The sequence below is a fragment of the Agrobacterium sp. 6Ca8 genome, from assembly GCF_055382765.1.
This window is the reverse complement of the sequence record NZ_AP026433.1, coordinates 2,452,649-2,476,873: the sequence shown is the minus strand read 5'-3', so window position 1 is coordinate 2,476,873 and position 24,225 is coordinate 2,452,649. Positions and strand designations below refer to the sequence as shown.

General features: G+C 59.1%; 20 protein-coding genes and 2 riboswitches. Of the genes, 15 read left to right on the top strand and 5 right to left on the bottom strand.

Annotation, left to right across the window (positions count from 1 at the left end; all coding sequences use genetic code 11):
* Window positions 1–259 precede the first annotated feature (259 nt).
* The 6 genes from ACZ5A6_RS12140 (at window position 260) to ACZ5A6_RS12115 (ending at window position 8,813) form a co-directional block, all read left to right on the top strand.
* The gene (locus ACZ5A6_RS12140) at window positions 260–997 is read left to right on the top strand and encodes an autoinducer binding domain-containing protein (protein ID WP_464110946.1); all 738 of its coding nucleotides are present in this window, start codon (window positions 260–262) and stop codon (window positions 995–997) included.
* Between the two features lie 106 nt (window positions 998–1,103).
* Window positions 1,104–4,565, top strand: a complete 3,462-nt coding sequence (gene pyc, locus ACZ5A6_RS12135) for a pyruvate carboxylase (protein ID WP_038492474.1) — start codon at window positions 1,104–1,106, stop codon at window positions 4,563–4,565.
* A gap of 144 nt (window positions 4,566–4,709) precedes the next feature.
* Window positions 4,710–5,510, top strand: coding sequence for a DeoR/GlpR family DNA-binding transcription regulator (locus ACZ5A6_RS12130; RefSeq protein ID WP_174060543.1), 801 nt, complete (start codon window positions 4,710–4,712; stop codon window positions 5,508–5,510).
* A 12-nt stretch (window positions 5,511–5,522) separates the two neighbouring features.
* A complete protein-coding gene (locus ACZ5A6_RS12125; protein ID WP_003516553.1) occupies window positions 5,523–6,713 on the top strand; it encodes an MFS transporter in 1,191 nt (396 codons plus the stop codon).
* A 120-nt stretch (window positions 6,714–6,833) separates the two neighbouring features.
* The gene (gene ispG / locus ACZ5A6_RS12120) at window positions 6,834–8,084 is read left to right on the top strand and encodes a flavodoxin-dependent (E)-4-hydroxy-3-methylbut-2-enyl-diphosphate synthase (protein WP_003516555.1); all 1,251 of its coding nucleotides are present in this window, start codon (window positions 6,834–6,836) and stop codon (window positions 8,082–8,084) included.
* A 66-nt stretch (window positions 8,085–8,150) separates the two neighbouring features.
* Entirely contained in the window at window positions 8,151–8,813 is a 663-nt protein-coding gene (locus tag ACZ5A6_RS12115) for a YiaD family glycine zipper/OmpA-like lipoprotein (RefSeq protein WP_019566011.1), read from the top strand.
* A 32-nt stretch (window positions 8,814–8,845) separates the two neighbouring features.
* Here ACZ5A6_RS12115 and ACZ5A6_RS12110 read toward each other — a convergent pair whose 3' ends face one another.
* Window positions 8,846–9,760 carry a polyprenyl synthetase family protein gene (locus ACZ5A6_RS12110; RefSeq protein ID WP_141193435.1) on the bottom strand — a complete coding sequence of 305 codons (915 nt, stop codon included), beginning with the start codon at window positions 9,758–9,760 and terminating at the stop codon, window positions 8,846–8,848.
* 135 nt (window positions 9,761–9,895) lie between these two features.
* On the opposite strand from ACZ5A6_RS12110, the gene mtgA reads away from it, so the two are divergent.
* On the top strand, window positions 9,896–10,642 hold the full coding sequence (mtgA, locus tag ACZ5A6_RS12105) for a monofunctional biosynthetic peptidoglycan transglycosylase (protein ID WP_003516563.1): 747 nt from the start codon (window positions 9,896–9,898) through the stop codon (window positions 10,640–10,642).
* A 15-nt stretch (window positions 10,643–10,657) separates the two neighbouring features.
* On the opposite strand, the gene ACZ5A6_RS12100 is transcribed toward mtgA, so the two are convergent.
* Both ACZ5A6_RS12100 and metA read right to left on the bottom strand, forming a co-directional pair.
* Window positions 10,658–11,677, bottom strand: coding sequence for an aldose epimerase family protein (locus ACZ5A6_RS12100; RefSeq protein ID WP_174060542.1), 1,020 nt, complete (start codon window positions 11,675–11,677; stop codon window positions 10,658–10,660).
* Between the two features lie 74 nt (window positions 11,678–11,751).
* Window positions 11,752–12,678: a homoserine O-acetyltransferase MetA gene (metA, locus tag ACZ5A6_RS12095; protein ID WP_003516567.1), complete on the bottom strand. Its 927-nt coding sequence runs from the start codon at window positions 12,676–12,678 to the stop codon at window positions 11,752–11,754.
* An 82-nt stretch (window positions 12,679–12,760) separates the two neighbouring features.
* A riboswitch (SAM riboswitch) is annotated at window positions 12,761–12,837 on the bottom strand.
* Window positions 12,838–12,927: 90 nt separating this feature from the next.
* On the opposite strand from metA, the gene ACZ5A6_RS12090 reads away from it, so the two are divergent.
* The 7 genes from ACZ5A6_RS12090 to ACZ5A6_RS12060 all read left to right on the top strand — a co-directional run bounded on the left by ACZ5A6_RS12090 (window position 12,928) and on the right by ACZ5A6_RS12060 (window position 21,230).
* A complete protein-coding gene (locus ACZ5A6_RS12090) occupies window positions 12,928–13,581 on the top strand; it encodes a thiamine diphosphokinase (RefSeq protein ID WP_025594605.1) in 654 nt (217 codons plus the stop codon).
* A 4-nt stretch (window positions 13,582–13,585) separates the two neighbouring features.
* Window positions 13,586–15,412, top strand: coding sequence for an ABC-F family ATP-binding cassette domain-containing protein (locus ACZ5A6_RS12085; RefSeq protein ID WP_003516572.1), 1,827 nt, complete (start codon window positions 13,586–13,588; stop codon window positions 15,410–15,412).
* Between the two features lie 91 nt (window positions 15,413–15,503).
* A complete protein-coding gene (locus ACZ5A6_RS12080) occupies window positions 15,504–15,896 on the top strand; it encodes a VOC family protein (RefSeq protein WP_003516574.1) in 393 nt (130 codons plus the stop codon).
* Between the two features lie 45 nt (window positions 15,897–15,941).
* Window positions 15,942–16,052, top strand: a riboswitch (TPP riboswitch).
* Window positions 16,053–16,090: 38 nt separating this feature from the next.
* Complete coding sequence (gene thiB, locus ACZ5A6_RS12075; protein WP_003516576.1) at window positions 16,091–17,104, top strand: thiamine ABC transporter substrate binding subunit; 1,014 nt, start codon at window positions 16,091–16,093, stop codon at window positions 17,102–17,104.
* Between the two features lie 19 nt (window positions 17,105–17,123).
* Complete coding sequence (gene thiP / locus ACZ5A6_RS12070) at window positions 17,124–18,749, top strand: thiamine/thiamine pyrophosphate ABC transporter permease ThiP (RefSeq protein WP_003516578.1); 1,626 nt, start codon at window positions 17,124–17,126, stop codon at window positions 18,747–18,749.
* Window positions 18,746–19,462, top strand: coding sequence for a thiamine ABC transporter ATP-binding protein (locus ACZ5A6_RS12065; RefSeq protein ID WP_174060541.1), 717 nt, complete (start codon window positions 18,746–18,748; stop codon window positions 19,460–19,462). Before thiP ends, ACZ5A6_RS12065 begins: the two co-directional genes overlap by 4 nt.
* A 307-nt stretch (window positions 19,463–19,769) precedes the next feature.
* Window positions 19,770–21,230, top strand: a complete 1,461-nt coding sequence (locus ACZ5A6_RS12060) for a M48 family metalloprotease (protein ID WP_025594597.1) — start codon at window positions 19,770–19,772, stop codon at window positions 21,228–21,230.
* A gap of 12 nt (window positions 21,231–21,242) precedes the next feature.
* Here the strand turns inward: ACZ5A6_RS12060 and ACZ5A6_RS12055 are convergent, their stop codons facing one another.
* The gene (locus tag ACZ5A6_RS12055; protein WP_174060582.1) at window positions 21,243–21,839 is read right to left on the bottom strand and encodes a TetR/AcrR family transcriptional regulator; all 597 of its coding nucleotides are present in this window, start codon (window positions 21,837–21,839) and stop codon (window positions 21,243–21,245) included.
* A gap of 97 nt (window positions 21,840–21,936) precedes the next feature.
* Between ACZ5A6_RS12055 and ACZ5A6_RS12050 the strand changes: the two genes are divergently transcribed.
* Window positions 21,937–22,443: a DinB family protein gene (locus ACZ5A6_RS12050; RefSeq protein WP_111802469.1), complete on the top strand. Its 507-nt coding sequence runs from the start codon at window positions 21,937–21,939 to the stop codon at window positions 22,441–22,443.
* A 62-nt stretch (window positions 22,444–22,505) separates the two neighbouring features.
* Here the strand turns inward: ACZ5A6_RS12050 and leuC are convergent, their stop codons facing one another.
* Window positions 22,506–23,915: a 3-isopropylmalate dehydratase large subunit gene (gene leuC / locus ACZ5A6_RS12045; protein WP_003516597.1), complete on the bottom strand. Its 1,410-nt coding sequence runs from the start codon at window positions 23,913–23,915 to the stop codon at window positions 22,506–22,508.
* Window positions 23,916–24,225: the final 310 nt, after the last annotated feature.

Sequence of the window (24,225 nt, the reverse complement as noted above, 5' to 3'; positions counted from 1 at the left end):
TGAGACGGCGAAATTTGTGTAATTATCGCTCTTTCAGTCTGAATGGCGGCTTAACAAACCGAGCACGCGTGCGAACCGAAAAAAAACTGAACCCGATGTTTCTAGGGGACGCCGTCACAAGATTTTGCATGTTCGTTTCAGGGATTGCTAACGACGATATGTTCAGTCTGAACCGACCGGCGCCCGAGTAACATGACGTCCTCGCGGGACCATGTCCTTCATGTCATCCCTTCCAGCCAAGCTCCGGGCATGTGTCTTTATGCATGATATTCTTCACTTCATCTCTGCGTGCTACCAGGCGGGAAACGCTGATCGTGTTCGCTCCGAATTTGTAACACTTATTCGCGAATATGGTTTCGAATATTTCCTCGTCAGCCTGCGGATGACCGGGGAGCTTGGTTCCACCGGCCAGATTCTCGCACAACATCTCCCGGAAGGGTGGATCGAGGTCTACCGCGCCAAGAAGTATAATCTTGTCGATCCCGTCCGTAAGGTGATCGGCATGGTGCACAAGCCGTTTCAGTGGAAAGAGGCGCTTGAGGGCCTGCCCCGCGCGATGCATCGAAAAAGGGCGAATGTGTTTTTTCACGATGCCGGCCGTTACGGTCTGCAGGGTGGGTATGCCTTTCCGGTGCACGGGCGCGCGGGATTCATCGGCGCGGTGTTCCTTGGCGGCGAGGACCGGCAATTGCCCTCGTTGCACGTTGAGCTGCTGGATGCGGCCACGCGCGCGGTGTTCTGGCGTCTGCTCGATCTTTCAGGTCAGGTCCATAACCTCAACAACGCGCCGAATGTTTCCGCTCTTGAACTTACAAGGCGGGAAATGGAAGTGCTGACGCTGATGGCTGATGGCATGACCTCAACCGAAATTGGACGCCAGCTATCGATCTCCAATCACACGGTCGACTGGTATATCAATGGAATCCAGCGTCGGTTCAGCGCCAAGAACAGGCAGCATACTGTAGCACTCGCCTTTCGCAACGGCTTGCTGAGCTAGTTACGACAGTACGCTTCTCTCCCGAATTGCCCTTTTCAAGACCGGGTTTTGCTGCTTAATTCCGCAGTGCAGCAGAAATTCTGTTTTGGCGTGTGGGGAGACCGTCTTGAAAATATCGAAAATACTTGTTGCCAACCGATCCGAAATTGCGATCCGAGTTTTCCGGGCAGCGAACGAGCTGGGGATAAAAACCGTCGCCATTTGGGCGGAAGAGGACAAGCTGTCTTTGCACCGCTTCAAGGCGGATGAAAGTTATCAGGTCGGCAGGGGTCCGCATCTCGCCAAGGATATGGGACCGATCGAGAGCTATCTTTCGATTGAGGAAGTCATCCGCGTGGCCAGACTTTCCGGCGCGGACGCGATCCATCCCGGTTACGGTCTTTTGTCCGAAAGCCCCGAATTCGTTGAGGCCTGTAACAAGGCTGGCATCACCTTCATCGGACCGACGGCGGATACGATGCGCCAGCTCGGCAACAAGGTTGCCGCCCGCAATCTGGCGATCTCGGTCAATGTTCCCGTTGTTCCTGCAACCAAGCCGCTGCCGGACGATATGGCCGAGGTGGAGCGGCTGGCCGAAGAGATCGGTTATCCCGTTATGTTGAAGGCCTCCTGGGGCGGCGGCGGTCGCGGCATGCGCGCCATCCGCAAAAAGGAGGATCTGGCACGCGAGGTCACCGAGGCCAAGCGCGAGGCGAAGGCCGCTTTCGGCAAGGACGAGGTCTATCTAGAAAAGCTGCTCGAGCGCGCCCGCCACGTAGAGAGCCAGGTTCTCGGTGATACCCACGGCAATGTCGTGCATCTGTTCGAGCGCGATTGTTCGATCCAGCGCCGCAATCAAAAAGTGGTTGAGCGCGCGCCGGCACCCTATCTCAGCGAAGCGCAGCGTCAGGAACTGGCCGCCTATTCCTTGAAGATCGCGGCTGCGACCAATTATATCGGCGCCGGCACGGTCGAATATCTGATGGATGTCGATACCGGCAAATTCTACTTCATCGAGGTCAATCCGCGCATTCAGGTGGAGCATACCGTCACCGAAGTCGTGACCGGCATCGATATCGTTAAAGCGCAAATCCATATTCTGGAAGGGGCCGCCATCGGCACGCCGGAATCGGGTGTGCCGAAACAGGAGGATATCCGCCTCAACGGCCATGCGCTGCAGTGCCGTATCACCACGGAAGACCCGGAGCACAATTTCATTCCCGACTACGGCCGTATAACGGCGTACCGCTCGGCGTCCGGCTTCGGCATTCGTCTGGATGGCGGGACGTCCTATTCGGGGGCGATCATTACCCGTTATTACGATCCGCTTTTGGTGAAGGTAACGGCCTGGGCGCCGCAGCCGGATGAAGCGATCAGCCGCATGGACCGCGCGCTGCGCGAATTCCGAATTCGCGGTGTTGCGACCAACCTGACCTTCCTCGAGGCCATCATTGGCCATGCGAGTTTCCGCAACAACACCTATACGACCCGCTTCATCGATTCGACGCCGGAGCTGTTTGCACAGGTCAAGCGTCAGGACCGCGCTACGAAGCTGCTCACCTATCTTGCCGATGTGACGGTGAACGGGCATCCGGAAACCAAGGGCCGCGTCAAGCCACCGGCAAATGCGGCACAGCCGGTGGTTCCCTATATCGATGCGCCGACGCCTGATGGCACCAAGCAATTACTCGACCGGCTGGGGCCGAAGGGCTTTGCCGACTGGATGCGCAACGAAAAGCGGGTGCTGGTAACGGACACGACGATGCGCGACGGCCATCAGTCGCTGCTGGCCACACGCATGCGCACCCATGACATTGCCGGCGTCGCAAGCGTCTATGCCAAGGCCTTGCCGCAGCTTCTGTCTCTGGAGTGCTGGGGCGGCGCCACTTTCGACGTTTCCATGCGCTTCCTGACGGAAGACCCGTGGGAGCGCCTGGCGCTGATCCGCGAGGGTGCGCCGAACCTGCTGCTGCAAATGCTGCTGCGCGGTGCGAACGGCGTCGGGTACAAGAACTATCCAGACAATGTCGTGAAATATTTCGTCCGTCAGGCTGCGAAGGGCGGTATCGACCTGTTCCGCGTGTTCGACTGCCTGAACTGGGTGGAGAATATGCGCGTATCGATGGATGCGATCGCCGAGGAGAACAAGCTCTGCGAAGCGGCCATCTGCTACACGGGCGATATCCTCAATTCCGCGCGTCCAAAATACGACCTGAAATATTATACCAACCTCGCCGCCGAGCTGGAGCGTGCAGGCGCGCACATCATCGCCGTCAAGGATATGGCGGGACTTCTGAAGCCTGCCGCTGCCAAGGTGCTGTTCAAGGCGCTGAGGGAGGCGACCAGCCTGCCTATCCATTTCCACACGCATGACACATCCGGCATTGCGGCTGCGACCGTGCTTGCCGCCGTCGATGCGGGCGTGGATGCGGTGGATGCCGCCATGGATGCGCTTTCGGGCAACACGTCCCAGCCCTGCCTCGGTTCCATCGTGGAAGCGCTGGCCGGATCGGAACGCGATACGGGTCTCGATACGGAATGGATCCGCCGCATCTCGTTCTACTGGGAGTCGGCGCGCAACCAGTATGCGGCTTTCGAAAGCGATCTGAAGGGCCCTGCCTCGGAAGTCTATCTGCATGAAATGCCCGGTGGGCAATTCACCAATCTCAAGGAACAGGCGCGCTCGCTCGGTCTTGAGAGCCGCTGGCACGAGGTCGCGCAGGCCTATGCCGACGCCAACCGGATGTTCGGCGATATCGTCAAGGTCACGCCGTCCTCCAAGGTTGTCGGCGATATGGCGCTGATGATGGTGAGCCAGGATCTGACGGTCGCCGACGTGGAAAATCCTGATCGCGAAGTGTCCTTCCCGGACTCGGTGGTTTCGATGCTGAAGGGCGATCTTGGGCAGTCGCCAGGCGGCTGGCCGGAAGCCCTGCAGAAAAAGGCGCTGAAGGGTGACGCGCCCTATACGGTTCGTCCAGGCTCTTTGCTGCCGGATGCCGATCTCGATGCGGAGAGAAAGGCGATCGAGACCAAACTCGAGCGTTCCGTGAACGACTTCGAATTCGCATCCTATCTGATGTATCCGAAGGTGTTCACCGATTTCGCGCTGACCTCCGAGACCTACGGTCCGGTTTCCGTGCTTCCCACCCATGCGTATTTCTACGGCATGGAGGACGGTGAAGAGCTGTTTGCCGATATCGAGCGCGGCAAAACGCTGGTCATCGTCAATCAAGCCTCTTCCGGCACTGACGATAAGGGCATGGTGACGGTGTTCTTCGAGATCAACGGCCAGCCGCGCCGCATCAAGGTGCCGGATCGCGCTCATGGCGCATCCGGCTCTGCGGTGCGCCGCAAAGCGGAACTCGGCAATGGCACGCATATTGGTGCGCCGATGCCGGGCGTGATCAGCCGCGTCTTCATCAACCAGGGTCAGGAGGTCAAGGCCGGCGACGTGCTGCTCTCCATCGAGGCCATGAAGATGGAAACCGCGCTTCACGCCGAACGCGATGGCAAGGTCGCCGAGGTTCTCGTGCGCCCGGGTGACCAGATCGACGCAAAGGATCTGCTGATCGCCTACGCGGAATGATGCCCACACGGCATCGCTAGCCGCGATATTTTGTCTTTCGTTATAAACGCCCGCCCTCCCGGCGGGCGTTTTGCTGTTGCACCTTCACTAAAACTCAAATATGCATGTTCGTGCACGTTTGCTCCTGTTTATGCATGAGTCCCGATGAGCGATCATTTTGTCAGCGAGCGGCAGGCGCTCATTCTTGCACAGTTGCGGCAAAGCGGCCGCGTGCTTGCGCAGGATCTGGCCCAGAATTTCGGCGTTTCGGAAGATACGGTCCGCCGGGATCTGCGGGATATGGCGGCGCGCGGGGAGTGTCTGCGCGTCTATGGCGGGGCGTTGCTTTCCGATAGCAAGACGGTGCCGCTGAAGACACGGATCGCCGAGGATGCCGATCGCAAGGCTTCGTTGGCGTGCGCAGCAATTCCGCTGCTTGAGCCGGGCATGGTCGTCTTCATCGATGCCGGCTCCACCAATCTGGCCATTGCAAGAGCTGTCCCCGCCGGTCTCAAATTGACGGTGGTAACGAATACGCCTGCTATTGCCGCTGAACTCACGGGGCGGGCCGATATCGATTTGATCATGATCGGCGGCAAGGTCGATCCGGCCGTCGGTGCGGCCATCGACGCCTTGGCGTTGCGGCAACTCGAGCTGATGCGGCCCGAACTGTGTATTCTTGGCGTTTGCGGTGTTGCGGCTGAGACCGGCCTGTCGGCGGATATTTTCGAGGATGCCGTGTTCAAGCGGCTTGCCTGCAGCGCCAGCCAGCGGATTGTTGCCGCCATCACCACGGAAAAGCTGGGCCACAAGGCGGCGTTTCACGTGCACGACTTTTCTCCGCCTCTTTCCCTGGTGCTGGAACATGACGCCGACCGCACATTGGTCGAGGCGCTGTCGGCTAAAGGCGTACAAGTTCATTTCGGCGGCGATGACGCCGTCCAACTCTCTCACGGTCAAGTCTGAAGGATATTACCGATGAACGGCCCCACGACATTTTCGCCGACGGTCAAGCGCTCGTCCTATCTGACGCGGCACAGGCTCGGTGTATCCCTGCTGTTTTTGATGAACGGTTTCATGATGGGATCGTGGGCGCCCAAAATACCGGAATTTGCGGCGCGGTTATCCCTCAGTGAAAGTGCGCTTGGCCTGATCATTCTGGTTTTCGGCGTCGGCTCGCTGGTTTTCATGCCGATCGCCGGTTCCCAGATCGCCCGTTTCGGATCGCGAACGGTCAGCCTTGCGAGTGCGGCTATTTTCTTGCCGACACTGCTTTTCATCTCCTGGGCAGACACGATCTGGGCAGGTGTGATTGCGGTTTTCCTGTTCGGCGGGCTGACAGGGGCGATGGATGTCGCCATGAACGCCAATGCGGTGGCGGTCGAGCGTGACATGCGCCGCGCCATCATGTCGTCGTGCCATGCTTTCTGGAGCCTGGGCGGCCTGATCGGTGCCGGTCTTGGCGGCTATCTCATCACGGCCATTGGCGTGCAGGGGCATGCGATCGCGTTGACGGTCATCGCCCTTGTTTTGCTCGTCGTCGCGTGGCCGCGCGTTCTTGCGGATCGCCCGCATGCCGAGGAGGAGCGTCCGAAAGGTCGCTTGCCGCTGACGCCCTTGCCGTGGATTATCGGTCTGATGGCGCTGTTTTCGATGATTCCGGAAGGCGCGATCCTCGATTGGGGTGCCCTTTATCTGCGCAATGAACTCGGCGCTTCCGTGTCCCAGTCCGGTTTCGCATTCGCGGCCTTTTCCATGACCATGGCGGCCATGCGTTTTGCCGGCGATCTGGTGCGCGACCGGTTCGGCGCGGTCAATACCCTGCGGTTCTGCTCGGTCATGTCGATTGCGGGCCTTCTGATTGCTGGTCTTGCGGGAAATTCCACGTTTGTGATCATCGGCTTCGCGATTGCCGGCATCGGTATTTCCAACATGGTGCCGATCGCCTTTTCGGCGGCGGGGAACATGCCGGGACTGGCACCCGGCATCGGCCTGTCGGTCGTCACCACCATGGGTTATTCCGGGATTCTGGTAGCACCCTCGGCCATCGGCTTCATTGCCGAACATACCGGCCTTGCCAGCGTATTTCTCGCTCTGCCGTTGTTGCATGTGGTGGTTTTGCTGCTTTCGCGGCTCGCCCGGCATGCGGATGGTGCGGGCAAGGAATAGGCGTCTCGAATTTTGCCATGATTGCGGTAAAGTAGAAGCTCTTATGCGTTGGGTGTTGACAAGCAGGCCCCCTTGTTTCACCTCAATTGCCAGACCTTGCCGCAAGCTCCAGAGACCGCCATGACGTCACACGCCGATTACGATCCAAAGCCCCGCCGTGCATCCGTTGCCGTCGACGTAGGGGGCGTCATCGTGGGTGGCGGTGCGCCTGTCGTCGTACAATCCATGACCAATACCGACACGGCGGATATCGACGCCACCGTGCAGCAGGTGGCGGCACTTTTCCAGGCCGGTTCTGAAATGGTGCGCATCACCGTTGATCGCGATGAGAGCGCTGCCGCTGTGCCGAAAATCCGCGAACGGCTGCTGCGCCTTGGCATGGACGTGCCGCTGATTGGCGATTTCCACTATATCGGCCACAAGCTTCTGGCCGATCATCCGGCCTGTGCCGAAGCACTGGCGAAATACCGCATCAATCCCGGCAATGTCGGCTTCAAGGACAAGAAGGACAAGCAGTTCGGCGAAATCGTCGAAATGGCGATCCGTTATGACAAGCCGGTTCGCATCGGCGTGAACTGGGGGTCGCTCGATCAGGAATTGCTGACGACGCTGATGGACAAGAACAAGGAGGAGGGTTTTCCGCTCTCTGCCCGTCAGGTCACCCGCGAAGCCATAGTCCAGTCGGCACTGATTTCCGCAGAGCTTGCCGAAGAAATCGGCCTGCCGCGCAACCGCATCATCCTGTCTGCCAAGGTCAGCCAGGTACAGGACCTGATTGCCGTTTATTCGATGCTGTCGGAACGCTCCAACCACGCACTGCATCTCGGTCTTACCGAAGCCGGCATGGGTTCCAAGGGCATCGTCGCCTCGTCTGCTGCCATGGGTTATGTGCTGCAACACGGTATTGGCGACACGATTCGCGTCTCGCTGACGCCGGAGCCGAACGGCGACCGCACCCGCGAGGTGCAGGTGGCGCAGGAATTGCTGCAGGTCATGGGTTTCCGCCAGTTCATTCCGGTGGTTGCGGCATGTCCCGGCTGCGGGCGCACCACCTCTACCGTCTTTCAGGAACTTGCCCAGAATATCCAGAATGACATTCGCAAGAACATGCCGATCTGGCGTGAAAAATATCCCGGTGTGGAAGCGCTCAATGTTGCTGTCATGGGCTGCATCGTTAATGGCCCCGGCGAAAGCAAACATGCCGATATCGGCATTTCACTGCCCGGAACCGGCGAAAGCCCCGCTGCACCGATCTTCATCGATGGCGAGAAGGCGCTCACCCTGCGCGGTCCCAACATCGCCGCGGATTTTGAAGCGCTTGTGATCGATTACATCGAAAAGCGTTTTGGCCGGAAAGATGCGGCGGAGTAAAAACTACCGTGAAAATGCCGAAATTCCACTGTCATACCGCCTGAACCCTTCGGAGCATCAAAACACATGATCAAAAAAATCGCGATCGTTGCCCTTTGCGGGACCTATCTTTCCGCGTGCACCACCACCGATCCCTATACGGGTGAGCAGAAGATGTCGAACACGGCGGGCGGCGCTGGTATCGGCGCTGTCGTCGGTGCTCTCGGTGGTCTGGCTGTCGGCGGTTCGCCGGTCGGTCGCCGCAACGCAGCCCTCATCGGCGCCGGCATCGGTGCACTCGCCGGTGGCGCAATCGGCAATTACATGGATGGTCAGGAATCCGAGCTTCGCGCCCAGCTTCAGGGCACTGGCGTTTCCGTTAGCCGCCGTGGCGACAGCATCGTTCTCAACATGCCGTCGAACATCACCTTCGCGACGGATCAGGATCAGGTCATCCCGCCTTTCTATCAGACACTCGATTCCGTCGCCATCGTGCTGAACAAGTTCAACCGCACGCTCATCGACATCAACGGCCATACCGACTCCACCGGCAGCCAGCAGCACAACCAGGCGCTTTCCGAGCGTCGTGCGGCGTCTGTTGCAAACTATCTCGGCGCACGCGGCGTCGACCAGCGCCGTATTTCGACGCTCGGCTTCGGCCCCTCGCAGCCGATCGCTTCGAACGCAACGCCGGATGGCCGCGCCCAGAACCGTCGCGTCGAAGTGCTGATTTCGCCGCTCAAGGGCTGATTGGCTGAGAAACGGTGAGCCGGGAAACCGGCTCAGCTTTTCCGTTCGGCGATGAATCTGGCGGCCGCGATGAGTATCGCGGCCTTTTCGCCGTAGGGGGCCAGAAGTTCGGAGGCTTCCGCCACCTGTTCCTGAAGCTTGAGGCGCGCCCAGTCTTCACCGCGTAGTGCCACCAGCGTTCCCTTGCCGCGTGCGGCATCCTTGCCGGTTGCCTTGCCCATGGTGGCGGCATCGGCGGTCAGATCCAGGAGATCGTCGGCAAGCTGGAAGGCAAGGCCGATCTTTTCACCGAAGAGGCGCAGTCTTTGTCTTTCGGAAACATCGCTGCCGGCGATGATCGCGCCTGCCTCGCAGGCGAAGCGAAGCAGCGCACCGGTTTTCATAGCCTGCAATGTAATAATGCCGGTCTCATCAGGTGCGTTCTTTTCCGCAGCCAGATCGAGCGCCTGACCGCCCGCCATGCCGCCGATACCCGACGCGCGGGCGAGCGAGAGCACGAGAGCCGCCTTGCGGTCTGCCTGGAGAGGATTTTCGTCCGACGCGATAATGTCGAAGGCGAGTGTCAGCAGGCTGTCGCCTGCGAGAATGGCGGTCGCCTCGTCGAATTTGCGGTGCACTGTCGGCTGGCCGCGGCGCAGGTCGTCGTCATCCATCGCTGGCAGATCGTCGTGCACCAGCGAGTAACAATGCAGGCATTCCAGCGCGGCACCGACATGATGGGCTGCTTCGGCATTTCCGCCGAGCAAGGCCGTGCTTTCTATGACCAGGAAGGGCCGCAGGCGTTTGCCGCCGTTCAGCACACCATGACGCATGGCGTCGAGCAGGTTTTGCGGGCGCGTAATCTCATCCGCACGCGCCTCTGCGGAAAGCAGGCGACCAAGCAGGGATTCGGTCTGTGCCGCGTTATCGCGCAGCTTCGTTTCGAAATTCGTCATCTGAGCGTCCATGCCGCGCTCTTTGGCATGGCGCGCGGGGTCAGGCAACCTTTTCGTGATTCATGAGGTCAACTGTTTGACCGGACTCGCCTTGAAGGCGGCAATGGAATATGAAAGGCTTCGATTGGTGCGGGGCTTTGACGAATATTGAGCAGTACGCCTGAAAGCGACGCAGATTACGCCGTGCTGGCGGAAGACCGGAGCAGTCCGAAGGTGGATTTTCGCACGTTGGCAAAGCGTATCATCATGACCTTGCTGGCGTTGCTGATCCTGCCCTATCTGCTGATCCCGGTTTATGCCCTGCCTTTCATGCGGCCGGTCTCGACGCTGATGCTTGCCGATCTGGTGACACTTCAGGGTTATGACCGGCGCTGGGTGCCGCTCGAGGATATTTCGCCGCGCCTTGTGCAATCCGTAATGATGTCCGAGGACGGACAATTCTGTTTCCACGGCGGCGTTGACTGGAACCAGATGCAGTCCGTCGTCAACAATGCGCTCGAAGGCGCGTCCACCCGTGGCGCCAGCACCATTCCCATGCAGACGGCCAAGAACCTGTTCCTCTGGAACGGCCGCTCGTTCTTGCGCAAGGGGCTGGAGTTGCCGCTGGCGATTGCTGCCGATTTCGTCTGGTCCAAAAAACGGATGATGGAGATTTATCTCAACGTCGCGGAATGGGGACCCGGCATTTACGGCATCGAGGCCGCAGCACAGCACCATTTCAAGGTACCGGCGGCAAAGCTAAGCTCCCGCCAGGCGGCACTGCTTGCCGTTTCCCTGCCCAATCCCATCGATCGCGTTGCCAGCAAGCCGGGGCGTGGTTTGCAACGGCTTGCCGGCCTTATCGAACGGCGTGCCCGAGCATCGGGCGGTTATGTGGGATGCGTGCTGGACTGAGCCCAGCCCGCCGCCTCAACCCTTCTTGAAAATATAGTCGGTTTCCTGACGCAGGGTCTCGCCGGGACGCAGGATCGCGTAGGGGAAATCGGGATGATTGACGGCATCCGGCCATATCTGCGTTTCCAGACAGAAACCGGCAAAGGGGCCATAATGGCGGCCATCGAGGCCTGGAACGGGAACATTCAGCTTGAAGGCTGAATAGAATTGCACTCCGGGTTCGGTGGTGTGAACCTCAAGGGCAATGTCGGAGGCGGGCGAATAGGCGCGGGCAACCTTGCGCTTGGCGCGACGCTCGGGCGAAAGGCAGAAATTATGGTCGTAGAGCACCTGCTCGCCATCCTCCGTTCGCCGCATCGGCGTCGGGTGGCGCAGGTCGAAGACGGTGCCTTCGACGGAGCGGATTTCGCCTGTCGGGATCTGTTTGTCGTTGGTTGGCAGATAAAAGTCAGCGGCGATGCTGATCTCATGTCCAAGTGCGGTATCAGCACCGTCGAGGTTGAAATAGGAATGCTGGCAGATATTGGCGATGGTCGGTTGGTCGGTCACCGTTTCATAGACCACCGAAAGCACGCCGCCGTCGCGGATCGTATAGGTCGCGGTCACCGTGCAATTGCCGGGATAACCGGCGCGGTTGTCGGGATCGATGATCTGCAGAACCGCATGGCTTTCGCCGTGTTCCATCAGCATCCAGTTACGTTTGCCCATCCCGTCGCTGCCGCCATGCAGGTGGCTGACGCCTTTTTCGTTCAGTTCCAGCTGGTATTCGTGCCCGTCGATCGAGAATTTTCCGTCACCGATACGGTTGGCGTTGCGGCCGGGTGTGGCGCCGAAATAGGATGAATATTTGTAGTCCTCGAATGTATCGAAGCCGAGAACGAGCGGCGGCTGGTGCCCATCGAGGCGTAGGTCCTGAATGACGGCGCCCCAAGTGATAACCTTGGCCGTCAGCCCGCCCCTCGAGATGGTGACGCGCTCAACCTTTTCGCCGGTTGCCGTGAAACCGAAATTCTCCCGTGCCGCCGCGTCGCTCATTGCGTCATTCTCCCGATATCTTTGAATTGCCGGCGGACGTTGCGTCATTTTCCGGCAATTCGCAATCCCGCAATTTACGCCGCTAGTTTGCCGATTGCTTCGAGGTCATAAGGCGTCGTCTGATATATCTCGTTGATCCAGTTGCCGAAAAACAGATGGGCATGGCTGCGCCAGCGGTTGAGCGGGGCAAGCTCCGGATCATTGTGCGGAAAATAATCATGCGGCAGCTTGATTGGGACGCCCGAGTTCACATCGCGGAAATATTCATCCGAAAGCGAGGTTGAATCATATTCGACGTGGTTGAACATATAGAGGCGGTTGCCCTCTTTTTCATGCACCAGACATACGCCCATTTCCTCTGACTCCATCAGGATTTCGAGTTCCGGGTGTTTTTCGATGTCGGCGCGGCGCACTTCCGTCCAGCGTGAGACCGGAACCTGAAAGTCGTCGGAAAAACCGTTGAGATATATCGACGAGGGGCAGAGATTGCGGTGACGATAGACACCGAAAGCCTTTTCCTTCAGTTCGTATTTCGGCACACCATGGAAATGGTAGATGGCGGCCATCGCGCCCCAGCAGACGTTCAGCGTCGAATGGACGTTGGTTTGCGTCCAGTCGAAAATCTTTTGCATCTCGTTCCAGTAGGTGACGTCTTCATAGTCAAGCATCTCGATGGGCGCGCCTGTGATGATGAAACCGTCGAACTTGCGGTGGCGCACTTCCTCCCATGTCTCATAGAAGGACAGAAGGTGCTCTTCCGGCGTATTCTTGGCACGATGGCCGCCAATGCGGATCAGCGAAAACTCCACCTGCAGCGGCGATGCGCCGACGAGGCGCGCCATCTGCACTTCCGTCTTGATCTTGTTCGGCATGAGATTGAGAAGCCCGATCTGGAGCGGGCGGATATCCTGCCGGATGGCCGCCGTTTCTGTCATGACCCGCACGCCCTCATGAACGAGGGTGTCGAAGGCGGGAAGCGTATCGGGAATCTTGATCGGCATGTCGAACTCTCTTTTCGGATGACGTAAAGAACGTTGCGAAAACAAAAAAACCGGCAGCGAAATCGCAGCCGGTCCCAGGAAATTACCCTTTTCCTCGACCCTTTAGCGACTTCTTTAAAGTGGCTGCAAGCCGGTCGGCAAATCACCACTGAGGCGTTTCATAATCCCGAAGCCGACGAAAATCAATATCGGCTGATTTCATCGGGTTTCTGCCTTTCCATTTTTGCCTGAGGTGCGATAAGGCAGGGCATGGATAGAGAACGCTTCACCATTCTGCTTGGCGGCGATGTCACCGTTACCGACCGCCTCAAAGCGGCGGTTGAGGGTAGCCGTGTGATTGCGGCCGATGGCGGCATGCGCCATGCCGCACCGCTCGGGCTCACTCCCGAGCTCTGGGTGGGGGATTTCGATTCCACCGACAAGGACCTGCTGGACGCCTGGCCCGATGTGGTGCGACAGCCCTATCCCGCTGCAAAGGCTGTGACCGATGGCGAAATTGCGGTGTCGGAGGCACTTGCCCGCGGCGCGCGTTCTCTGGTGCTTGCCGGTGCGCTTGGTGGAGCGAGAAGCGACCACGCACTTCAGCACCTTCTTTACGCGGTGGCGCTTACTGAGCGTGGTCTCAACGTTACGCTGACCTCCGGCGAAGAGGAGGCCCGCCCGCTGCTGGCAGGGTCGTTCGATCTTGATCTGCCTCCCGGTGCGCTGTTTTCCGTTGCCGGGTTTACCGACCTTGTGGGGCTCGATATCGGCAATGTGCGTTATCCTCTCAAGGATTTCCCGCTTGCTTTCGGCTCTTCCCGCACTATTTCCAATGTCGCGAATGGCGGCCCTGTGCATTTCTCGCTGAAAAGCGGAAAAGCCATCGTGCTCGCCCGCCCTTATGATCTGACCGGAGCCTGACGCCTTGGCACCCCCAATTTTGAAACTCGATGACATCAAGCTGACCTTCGGCGTGACCCCGCTGCTCGACGGCGCCAATCTTCAGGTGGAGCCGGGCGACCGCATCTGCCTTGTCGGACGCAACGGTTCGGGCAAGTCGACCCTGATGAAGATCGCCGCCGGTCTGGTCGAGGCGCAGTCGGGCGAGGTTTTCCGTCACCCCTCCGCCACCATCCGTTATCTGGAGCAGGCGCCGGATTTTGCCGGTTACGACACCGTGCAGGCCTATGCCGAGGCGGGGCTGGGACCTGGCGACGATCCCTATCGCGTTACCTATATTCTCGAGCATCTGGGCCTGACGGGACAGGAACATCCGGATAGCCTGTCCGGCGGCGAAGCGCGGCGTGCGGCCCTTGCCCGCGTCATGGCGCCTGAACCCGATATTCTGATGCTGGACGAGCCGACCAACCATCTGGACCTGCCCACCATCGAATGGCTTGAAGGCGAGTTGCAGCAGACGCGTAGCGCGCTGGTGCTGATCTCGCACGACAGGCGTTTTCTGGAAAAGGTTTCGACCTCGACCGTGTGGCTGGATCGCGGCCAGTCCCGTCGTCTCAATCGCGGTTTTGCGTATTTCGAGGAATGGCGCGACAAGGTGCTGGAAGAGGAAGAGCTGGAGCAGCACAAGCTCGGCAAGGCCATCGAGCGTGAAGAACACTGGATGCGTTACGGCGTGACCGCGAGACGCAAGCGCAACATGCGCCGCGTGGGCGAGCTTCAGGCAATGCGTGCGGACTATCGCGGCCACAAGGGACCGCAGGGGAGCGTGCAGGCGACGGCTGCGGAGGTGCGGGAATCCGGCAAACTGGTCATCGAGGCAGACGCAATCACCAAGTCTTACGGCGAGCGCGTGATCATCGCGCCGTTTTCGCTACGGGTGCATCGCGGTGATTGCATCGGTCTCGTCGGGCCGAACGGTGCCGGCAAGACAACGCTTTTGAAGATGCTGACCGGCCAGCTTCAGCCCGATAGCGGCACGGTAAAGCTCGGCACCAATCTGGAAATCGCGACGCTTGACCAGAAGCGTGAAGATCTCAATCCAAACGATACGCTCGCTCATTACCTCACCGACGGTCGCGGCGACAATTTGCTGGTCAATGGCGAGTTGAAACATGTGACGGGTTACATGAAGGACTTCCTGTTCCAGCCGGAACAGGCCCGCACGCCCATCCGCAACCTCTCCGGTGGTGAGCGCGCCCGTCTTATTCTTGCGCGCATTCTGGCGCGGCCTACCAACCTGCTGATCCTTGACGAGCCGACCAACGATCTCGATATCGAAACGCTCGATCTGTTGCAGGAAATCGTTGCGGGCTTTTCCGGCACGGTCATTCTCGTCAGCCACGACCGCGATTTCCTCGACCGTACCGTCACCTCCACAATCGCGCCCGCCAATCCGGACCAGCCGGATGGACGCTGGATCGAATATGCCGGCGGCTACTCGGACATGATGGCGCAACGCAAGGGTGCCGCAGAAGAAAAGCGCAAGGCGGAGAAGCAGGAAAAGGCAAAGACCGCCCCTTCCGCCTCCGCGTCGCAGGACCCCTCAAAGGCCAAGGGCAAGCTTTCCTTCAAGCAAAAATTTGCGCTCGAAAACCTTCCAAAGGAAATGGAGAAGGCGCAGGGCGAAATCGCCAAGCGTGAGCAGCGTATGGCCGATCCCAATCTGTTCACCAAGGACCCGGCTACCTTCAATACGCTGGCGCAGGAAATGACGAAGCTGCGCGAAAAGCTCGAAGCCATGGAAGAGGAATGGCTGGAGTTGGAGATGCTGCGCGAGGAAATTGAAGGGTGACTTGGTCGCGATTTCTTGACTGAGGTCTCATCCACCTTTGACAGGGAGGCGGAATTGCCGTTTCCTGTGCGGGTTCGGAGGAGTTCAGAAAATGCGCATGATCTTCGTCAATCTGCCGGTCAAGAATATCGAGACATCGAGAAGCTTCTTCACGGCTCTCGGTTTCACCTTCAATCCGGAATATTCGGATGACCGCACGCTCTGCATGATCGTTGAGGAGAACATCTTCGTGATGCTTCTTCAGGAGGAGCGTTTTCGCGATTTCATCAATGGCGATATCGCCGACGCCACACGCAGCACCGAGGTCCTGACCTGTCTCACAGCGGGAAGCCGTGAGGAAATCGACCGGATGATCGAAACGGCGCTCGCCTCGGGTGGCAGCAGCTGGAAACCGGTTCAGGATCACGGTTTCATGTATGCCGGTAGTTTTCAGGATCCCGACGGCCATGTCTGGGAACTGGTGCACATGGTGCAGCAGGCCTGACGGCAGCCATCTTGCCAATCAGAGACAGCGGGACTACATCATCATCTTGATCTAACGGGGTGTCTTTTGTGCTTGCGTGCAAAAGGCTGAGAGGCTTGCCAACCCGAAGAACCTGATCCGGTTCATACCGGCGGAGGGATTAGACGGCTTAAGGCAAGCGGCTATTTCCCTTTTCGTTTTTTGAGGAGATACCCGTGCGCCGTCGTCTTTTCCTGAATTCCCTCGTTGCCGTTTCGTTGTTTCTGCCCGGTCTTGCCACTGCTCAGGACAGACAGGAACTGACCGTCTACACCTATGAAAGCTTCGTTTCCGAATGGGGTCCCGGCCCCAAGGTGAAAGAGGCCTTCGAGAAAGTGTGCGATTGCACGGTCAATTTCGTCGGTGTGGCGGATGGCGTGGCGCTGCTCAACCGCCTGAAGCTTGAAGGGGCGGCGTCGAAGGCGGATGTCGTTGTTGGTCTCGACACCAATCTGGTCGCGGAAGCGAAACAGACCGGCCTCTTCGATATCAGCGGTATCGATGCATCGGCGGCCAAGGTGCCGGGCGGTTACAAGGACGACATTTTCGTCCCTTACGACTACGGTCATTTCGCCGTTGTCTATGACACGCAGACGATAAAAAATCCGCCGACGAGCCTGAAGGATCTGGTGGACGGCGATCCTTCACAGAAAATCGCCATTCAGGACCCGCGCACCTCCACGCCGGGGCTTGGCCTGCTGCTCTGGGTGAAGTCCGTTTACGGCGACAAGGCACCGGAAGCCTGGGCGAAGCTCCGGAAGCGCATTCTCACCGTCACGCCGGGCTGGTCGGAATCCTATGGCCTTTTCACCAAGGGTGAGGTGCCGATGGTGCTCTCCTACACCACGTCGCCTGCCTATCACATGGTCTCGGAAAAGACGGATCGCTATCAGGCCGCGGGTTTTTCCGAGGGGCATTACATCCAGATCGAGGTTTCCGGCCTTCTCAAAAACGCGCCGCACAAGGAACTGGCGAAGCAGTTCCTCGCTTTCACGCTCACATCAGGATTTCAGGATGCCATTCCGGAAAACAACTGGATGATGCCGGTCGCGGCAACGTCCACGCCCCTGCCCGAGGCATTTTCCAAACTCGTCGTACCGCAGAAGACCTTCCTGATGGACCCGGAAGAGGTGGCGAAGAACCGCAAGGCCTGGATCGACGAATGGCTTGCGGCCATGAGCATGAACTGAGCAAGAGGCACGCCCGCGCATGATGCTGCGTCGCGACTACAGATGGTCGATCATTGGCGGAACGGCGGCGTTTGCCGCCGTTTTCCTGTTCATGGCGCTTGCTGTATCAGCACTCCTGTCTTTCGATGCCGGCACATCCGCCACCGGAATCGTGGATGCCTACACGCTGCGCATCCTGCGCTTCACGCTCTATCAGGCAACGTTGTCCACTGTTCTTTCCATTGTTCTCGGCCTGCCGGTGGCGCTTGCGCTCTCCCGCAGACAGGATTTTCCGGGGCGGATTTGGATTATCAGGTTGATGGCTGTGCCGATGGGGCTGCCGGTCATCGTCGGCGCCTTCGGCATCATCACGATCTGGGGCAGGCAGGGTGTTTTGAATACTGCCCTTGTTTTTGCCGGTGCGGAGCAGCCCTTCAGTATTTACGGCCTTTCCGGCATTCTCATCGCCCATGTGTTTTTCAATCTGCCGCTTGCGGTGCGGCTGATGCTGGCCGGGCTGGAGCGGATTCCGGGCGAATATTGGCGGATGGCGGCAAGTCTTGGCATGGGGCCGGTTTCGGTTTTCCGCTTCATCGAGTGGCCGGCCGTCTCGCGGCTTGTTCCCGGTATTGCCGGGCTTGTCTTCATGCTGTGCGCCACCAGCTTCACGCTAGTGCTTCTGCTGGGCGGTGGACCGGCGGCGACGACACTTGAGGTCGCAATCTATCAGGCGCTGCGGTTTGATTTCGATCCGCAAAGGGCAATCGCGCTTTCGGTTTTGCAGATTGCAGTCACAGCAGTTCTGCTCGGCCTTCTTGCCTTTTTGCCATCGCCCGAGGCGGAAATTGCCTCGCTTGGCCGCCCTGTTCGCCGTTTCGACGGCAAGCGCGTTGGCGCGCGCCTGTGGGACGGAGCGGCAATCATTTTTGCGGTTCTGCTGGTCGGCCTGCCGCTTGTTGCCATAACCGTCTCGGGTTTGGGGGCCGATCTGCCGCGTCTTTTGTCAGCGCCGATCTTCCTGCGTGCGGCGGCGACCAGCCTTGCAATCGCTGCGCTCTCCGCAACTCTCGTCGTGCTCTGCTGCTTTGCGATTATCGGTGCGCGACAGGCCGTGGGCTCCAGACGGCACGCGGCTCAGCCCTTGCGCCTTTTGTCCGCCACGCTCGGGGCGGGGTCATCGCTGGTGCTGCTGGTGCCGCCCGTCGTGCTGGGAAGCGGGTGGTTCCTGTTGCTGCGGCCCTTTGGAGATGTCAGTTTTTATGCTCCCGTTCTCGTGGCGCTCATCAACATGCTGATGGCGTTGCCGCTTGCCATGCGGGTGCTGGAGCCAGCCTTCACCAGCCATTTTTTACGCACGTCCCGGCTCTCCGCCAGCCTTGGGCTTCAGGGACTGACGCGGCTGCGGTTCGCCGATCTGCCGGTACTGCGGCGGCCGCTGCTGATGGCGTTTTCCTTTGCCATGGCTCTGTCGCTCGGTGATCTCGGGGCGGTCGCCCTGTTCGGATCGGAAAATTTCGTCACGTTGCCATGGCTGGTCTATAGCAATATGGGCAGCTACCGCACCAATGATGCCGCCGGATACGCGTTCATCCTTGGCGTCGTCTGCCTGCTGCTTGCCGCGGGCGGCGTTTCACGGCAATCCCAATCAGCAAGGGCGAGCATATGACGGGTGACGAATTTGCCGTGGGGTTGGACAAGGTCAGACTGCGGCTCGGAACGCAGGATTTCGATCTCGATTGTATATTCCCGCAAGGCCAGATGACTGCCGTCGTCGGTGCATCCGGTTCTGGCAAGTCGACGCTCCTCAATCTCATCGCTGGTTTTGAATTGCCCGATTCCGGGCGCGTCCTGATCGGCGGGCGGGACATGAAGGCGCTCGATCCTTCCGAACGACCGGTCTCCTCGATCTTCCAGGATAATAATCTTTTCGCCCATCTCGATATCTTCACCAATGTCGCGCTCGGCATCAGCCCCGGGCTGAAGCTGCGGGCGGAAGACAGGCAGAGGATCGACGTGGCGCTCGCACGCGTTGGTCTTGCGGGTTTTGACAAACGTTTGCCGGGCACGCTTTCCGGCGGGGAAAGGCAAAGGGCGGCGCTGGCGCGTGCGCTGATCCGGAAAAAACCGGTCATGCTGCTGGACGAGCCTTTCGCGGCGCTAGATCCGGGGCTGCGGGCGGGCATGACCTCCCTGCTTCTCGACTTGCATGCCGAAACAAAAAATACGGCGATTATTGTTACGCACCATCCAGACGACATAAAAAAGCTGGCGCAGCGGGTGGTTTTTCTTGATCGTGGCCGCGTTGTCTATGCTGGCTCGACCACAGATTTCTTCGCCACACAAAATGTGAAGGCGGTCGACAGTTTTCTGAACGGCTGATCGCCTTATTTTCGACGCGTGCCGCTGGCAATCGCTTTAGATAACTTCAATGGCGTTAATTTGCACTTGCCAGTTTCAAGTCGTTGCCCGAGAAAAGACGAGAATTATTGCGTTCTTCAGGAATATTCCGGACTTGATGGATCGTTTTTACCGTTTCGACATTCATGGCTCGTTGGGGCGAATCTGTTATTCTGGTCTGCAATTAACGGATGATCAGGAACGTTAGGGGCAGGCATAGAGAATGAGAAATAGCATGACTGCGCAGTGGAGGCTTTTCTCCCGTTCAGGCCTTCGCCGTTCGGGCAGGATGGCTGCCGTGTGTTCCGTGCTGACGGCGTCTGCCGTATTCCTGTCATCGTGTCAGTCTCTCTTCAGCCCGGCCTACCAGTCCACCTTGCGACCTTCGGACAATCCGCAGACCGTGGAAGAGGTGCAGAAGAACGATCCCCGTGCGCAGATGGGCGCGCGCGAACATCCGCGTATTGTGGCGAGTTATGGTGGCGAATATCGTGATGCCAAGACGGAGCGGCTTGTCGCCCGTATCGCCGGCGCGCTGACGGCTGTTTCGGAAAATCCGCAGCAATCCTATCGCATCACCATCCTCAACTCGCCTGCTATCAACGCTTTTGCGCTGCCGGGTGGGTATCTTTACGTGACGCGCGGGCTTCTGGCTCTCGCCAACGATGCCTCGGAAGTGGCCGCCGTGCTTTCGCATGAGATGGGCCACGTTACCGCAAACCACGGCATCGAGCGCCAGCGCCGGGAAGAGGCGGAGGTGATTGCAAGCCGCGTGGTCGCCGAGGTTCTGTCGAGCGATCTCGCCGGCAAGCAGGCGCTTGCGCGCGGCAAGCTGCGGCTTGCGGCTTTTTCGCGCCAGCAGGAATTGCAGGCGGACGTGATTGGCGTGCGCATGTTGGGTGAGGCCGGCTACGACCCCTTCGCATCGCCGCGGTTTCTGGATTCCATGGCAGCCTATGCGCGTTTCTCCTCGGCTGATCCCGAAAATGACCAGAGCCTCGACTTTCTTTCCAGCCACCCAAACACGCCGCAGCGCATCGAGCTTGCACGCCGGCATGCCCGCGCCTTCGGTCAGGACGGTCAGGTCGGGGATCGTGGTCGCGACTGGTTTCTGGATGGCATAGACGGCCTGCTTTACGGCGACAGCCCGCAGGAGGGTTATGTCCGGGGCCAGACCTTCCTGCACGGAACGCTCGGTATCCGTTTCGATGTGCCGGAAGGTTTCGTCATCGACAACAAGGTGGAGGCCGTTCTTGCGACGGGGCCGGGCGATGTGGCGATCCGTTTCGACGGCGTGGCCGATCCGAAACAGACCACTCTTGCCAATTACCTTACCAGCGGCTGGGTTGCCGGCCTGATGCCGGAAACCGTGAAGGAAACGCAGATCAACGGTCTGGAGGCCGCGACAGCCCGTGCGACGGCGGACAAATGGGACTTTGACGTTACCGTCATCCGTGTCGGTCAGCAGATATTCCGCTTCCTGACGGCCGTGCCGAAGGGTAACACGCAGCTCGATTCCATCGCCAACGTGTTGCGCACGAGTTTCCGCAAGATGACGCCGCAGGAGATCGCATCGTTGAAACCTCTGCGCGTGCGCGTGGTGACGGTCAAGCCCGGTGAAACCGTGGCAACGATTGCCGCAAGGATGATGGGGACCGACCGCAAGCTCGACATGTTCCGCATGATGAATGCGATGAGCGCCACCGCCACGCTTCAGCCCGGCCAGCGGGTGAAGATCATTGCGGAGTAATTTGGCGGTCTCTCAGTTGCTGGTTTCCCGGCACAGATAAGCCTCAACGAGTGCGATCATTTCCCGTTTGATTTTGGGTGACTGCAATTGCCCACGTCGGGCGGCGTTGTGAATGATGCCGTCGATGGCGTCGGACACGATCAGTGCCATAGTCCCGCTTTCCGCCCTTGAGCCGGCCGTCATATGGGCATCAAGCGCTTCCGAATAAAGACCGAGATATTGTTTTTCGAAAGCGCTGTTGGGATCGTTCATTCCCTCATGGCTGGGTGCGTCATCCAGAAGGACCTTGTGAAGGCCGGGATGGATGCTGTGGACCACAATCATGCCGGTTACAAGTTCCTCCACGAATTGCGGGAGGGCGTTCCGCTGCTCGGCCACTCTTTTCATGACGACCAGACAGTCCTCGAGGTGGCGATGGCGCACTGCCTCCGCAATCGAAATCTTGTCGGGGAAGTACTGGTACAACGAGCCGATGCTGACGCCGGCGGTTTCGGCGACCCTGTTGGTGGTGAAACCCGCCCATCCATGATCGCTCAAAATGCGAGCAGCTGCGTGGACGACGGCATCTACCGTGGCCTTCGAACGCTCCTGACGCGGCTCTTTGCGCATCGTGGTCTTGCGTTTGGCAATGCGAGTAGACAAGGCAGCCTCCATGACGAAAATATAAACATAGTGCTCACATTTTCCGGATGTAAAGGATATTGCCGTGAAAGATTTACTCAGGAGTTTGCTCGGCTATCACGCATGGGCGAACAGGGATTTGTTCGAGAAGCTGCAACAACTCGATCCCGGCCAAAACGCATCCGAACGGCATACCGCAATTCGGCTCATCAATCACTACTACGTGGTCGCAAGGATTTTTTCGGGCCATCTCACCGGAACGGCGCACGGCTTTCTCTCCGACAATACCGAGGCAACGCCGCAGCTGGATGATCTTGCGAAGGAGGTCGCGGCTCTGGATGGCTGGTATCTCGACTACATCGAGAAAACATCGCCGGAATCGCTTGGCGAATTTGTCGCTTTCACCTTTACGGACGGTGACAAAGGCTACATGTCCCGGGCCGAAATGGTTTCACATATGATCCTGCATGCAGGTATTCATCGAGGTGAGGTTGCGCGTATTTTGAGCCAGCTCTCCATCACGCCGCCCTGGGATACTTTTGCCGTTTTCCTGCACGGAACGCAGCCGCAACGGCGTTTGCAAGGCCTGTAATGCAAAAGCCACCCGCCCCGGTGCGGGGCAGGTGGCTTCCATAAAAGCGTGGCTTCAGGATTTTATTGCCACTCGCGCACATCGACGAAATGACCGGCGATGGCCGCCGCCGCTGCCATGGCGGGGGAGACGAGGTGGGTGCGGCTCTTGTAGCCCTGGCGGCCCTCGAAGTTGCGGTTCGAGGTGGAGGCGCAACGTTCGCCAGGCTTCAGGCGGTCGTCATTCATGGCAAGGCACATGGAGCAGCCCGGTTCGCGCCATTCGAAACCGGCTTCGAGGAAAATCTTGTCCAGACCTTCCTTTTCCGCCTGCTCCTTCACGAGACCGGAGCCGGGCACGATCATGGCCGAGACGGTGGGTGCGACCTTGCGGCCGTCGACGATCTTTGCCGCTGCGCGCAAATCCTCGATACGGCCATTGGTGCAGGAGCCGATGAAAACGCGGTCGATGGCGATATCGGTGATGCGCGTACCGGGTTTCAAGCCCATATAATCCAGCGCACGCCATTTGGAAGTACGCTTGTTTTCTTCCTCGATATCATCCGGATTGGGAACGATGCCCTCGACGGACGTCACGTCCTCAGGCGATGAGCCCCAGGAGACGATCGGCGGCAGATTGGCGGCGTCCAGCACCACGATCTTGTCGTAATGGGCGCCTTCATCGGATTTCAGCGTTTTCCAGTAGGCGATGGCCTGTTCCAACGTCTCGCCCTTTGGCGCGCGCGGCTTGTCCTTGATGTAGTCAAAGGTGGTCTCATCAGGCGCGATCAGACCTGCACGGGCGCCGCCCTCGATGGTCATGTTGCAAACCGTCATGCGGCCTTCCATGGAGAGCGAGCGGATCGCCTCGCCGGCAAATTCAATCACGTGGCCGGTGCCGCCTGCTGTGCCGATCTCGCCGATAATGGCGAGGATGATGTCCTTGGCGGTGACGCCTTCCGGAACCTTGCCATCGACACGCACCAGCATGTTCTTGGCCTTTTTCTGGATCAGCGTCTGGGTCGCCAGCACATGCTCCACTTCCGACGTGCCGATGCCGTGCGCCAGCGCGCCGAAAGCACCATGGGTGGAGGTGTGGCTGTCGCCGCAAACAATCGTCATGCCCGGCAGAGTGAAGCCCTGTTCCGGGCCAACGATGTGGACAATGCCCTGACGCTTGTCGCGCTCGGAATAATATTCGACACCGAAATCCTTGGCATTCTGCGCAAGCGCTTCCACCTGGATACGGCTTTCCTCGTTCTTGATGCCTTCCAGCCGGTCGGCTGTGGTTGGCACGTTATGATCGACGACGGCAAGCGTGCGGGTGGGCGAATGGACCGGACGGCCGGCGATGCGTAGGCCTTCAAAGGCCTGCGGGCTCGTCACCTCATGGACCAGGTGACGGTCGATATAGAGAAGACAGGTTCCGTCCGGGTCACGATTGACGACGTGGTCGTCCCAGATCTTGTCGTATAAGGTGCGGGGTGCGCTCATGGCTCTATGCCTTGTCATGGAAAGGTAAAATCAGGGTTCAGTAAGGCGGTGGACAGCGGGTGCTGTCAGGCGAGCCTAAGTCGGCTGTTGAGCGCCCCGGAAATGCGCGCAAAAAACCGTGCCGGCAGACGCTTGTGGTCCTGCAGCACATAAACATTCTGCGCGAGACATCCGAATTTAGATCCCATGGCGGTCTTCATAGCAGATTGCCGGTTTCGCGGCAATATGAATGCACGCAGACCGTAAAACGGTGACCCGGCGGCTTTGATGTGCGCCGCATCATGTACTCAGGGCTTTAAAATGCCGGTTT

Bases quoted from the DNA above. Each gene is read 5' to 3' on its own strand.
- ACZ5A6_RS12055 (WP_174060582.1), bottom strand. From the start codon at position 21,839: ATGCGCAAAGAGCCGCGTCAGGAGCGTTCGAAGGCCACGGTAGATGCC.
- ACZ5A6_RS12080 (WP_003516574.1), top strand. From the start codon at position 15,504: ATGCGCATGATCTTCGTCAATCTGCCGGTCAAGAATATCGAGACATCG.
- ACZ5A6_RS12065 (WP_174060541.1), top strand. From the start codon at position 18,746: ATGACGGGTGACGAATTTGCCGTGGGGTTGGACAAGGTCAGACTGCGG.
- ACZ5A6_RS12090 (WP_025594605.1), top strand. From the start codon at position 12,928: ATGGATAGAGAACGCTTCACCATTCTGCTTGGCGGCGATGTCACCGTT.
- ACZ5A6_RS12100 (WP_174060542.1), bottom strand. From the start codon at position 11,677: ATGAGCGACGCGGCGGCACGGGAGAATTTCGGTTTCACGGCAACCGGC.
- ACZ5A6_RS12130 (WP_174060543.1), top strand. From the start codon at position 4,710: ATGAGCGATCATTTTGTCAGCGAGCGGCAGGCGCTCATTCTTGCACAG.
- ispG (WP_003516555.1), top strand. From the start codon at position 6,834: ATGACGTCACACGCCGATTACGATCCAAAGCCCCGCCGTGCATCCGTT.
- ACZ5A6_RS12115 (WP_019566011.1), top strand. From the start codon at position 8,151: ATGATCAAAAAAATCGCGATCGTTGCCCTTTGCGGGACCTATCTTTCC.
- leuC (WP_003516597.1), bottom strand. From the start codon at position 23,915: ATGAGCGCACCCCGCACCTTATACGACAAGATCTGGGACGACCACGTC.
- thiP (WP_003516578.1), top strand. From the start codon at position 17,124: ATGATGCTGCGTCGCGACTACAGATGGTCGATCATTGGCGGAACGGCG.
- ACZ5A6_RS12060 (WP_025594597.1), top strand. From the start codon at position 19,770: ATGGCTGCCGTGTGTTCCGTGCTGACGGCGTCTGCCGTATTCCTGTCA.
- ACZ5A6_RS12125 (WP_003516553.1), top strand. From the start codon at position 5,523: ATGAACGGCCCCACGACATTTTCGCCGACGGTCAAGCGCTCGTCCTAT.
- ACZ5A6_RS12110 (WP_141193435.1), bottom strand. From the start codon at position 9,760: ATGGACGCTCAGATGACGAATTTCGAAACGAAGCTGCGCGATAACGCG.
- metA (WP_003516567.1), bottom strand. From the start codon at position 12,678: ATGCCGATCAAGATTCCCGATACGCTTCCCGCCTTCGACACCCTCGTT.
- ACZ5A6_RS12140 (WP_464110946.1), top strand. From the start codon at position 260: ATGCATGATATTCTTCACTTCATCTCTGCGTGCTACCAGGCGGGAAAC.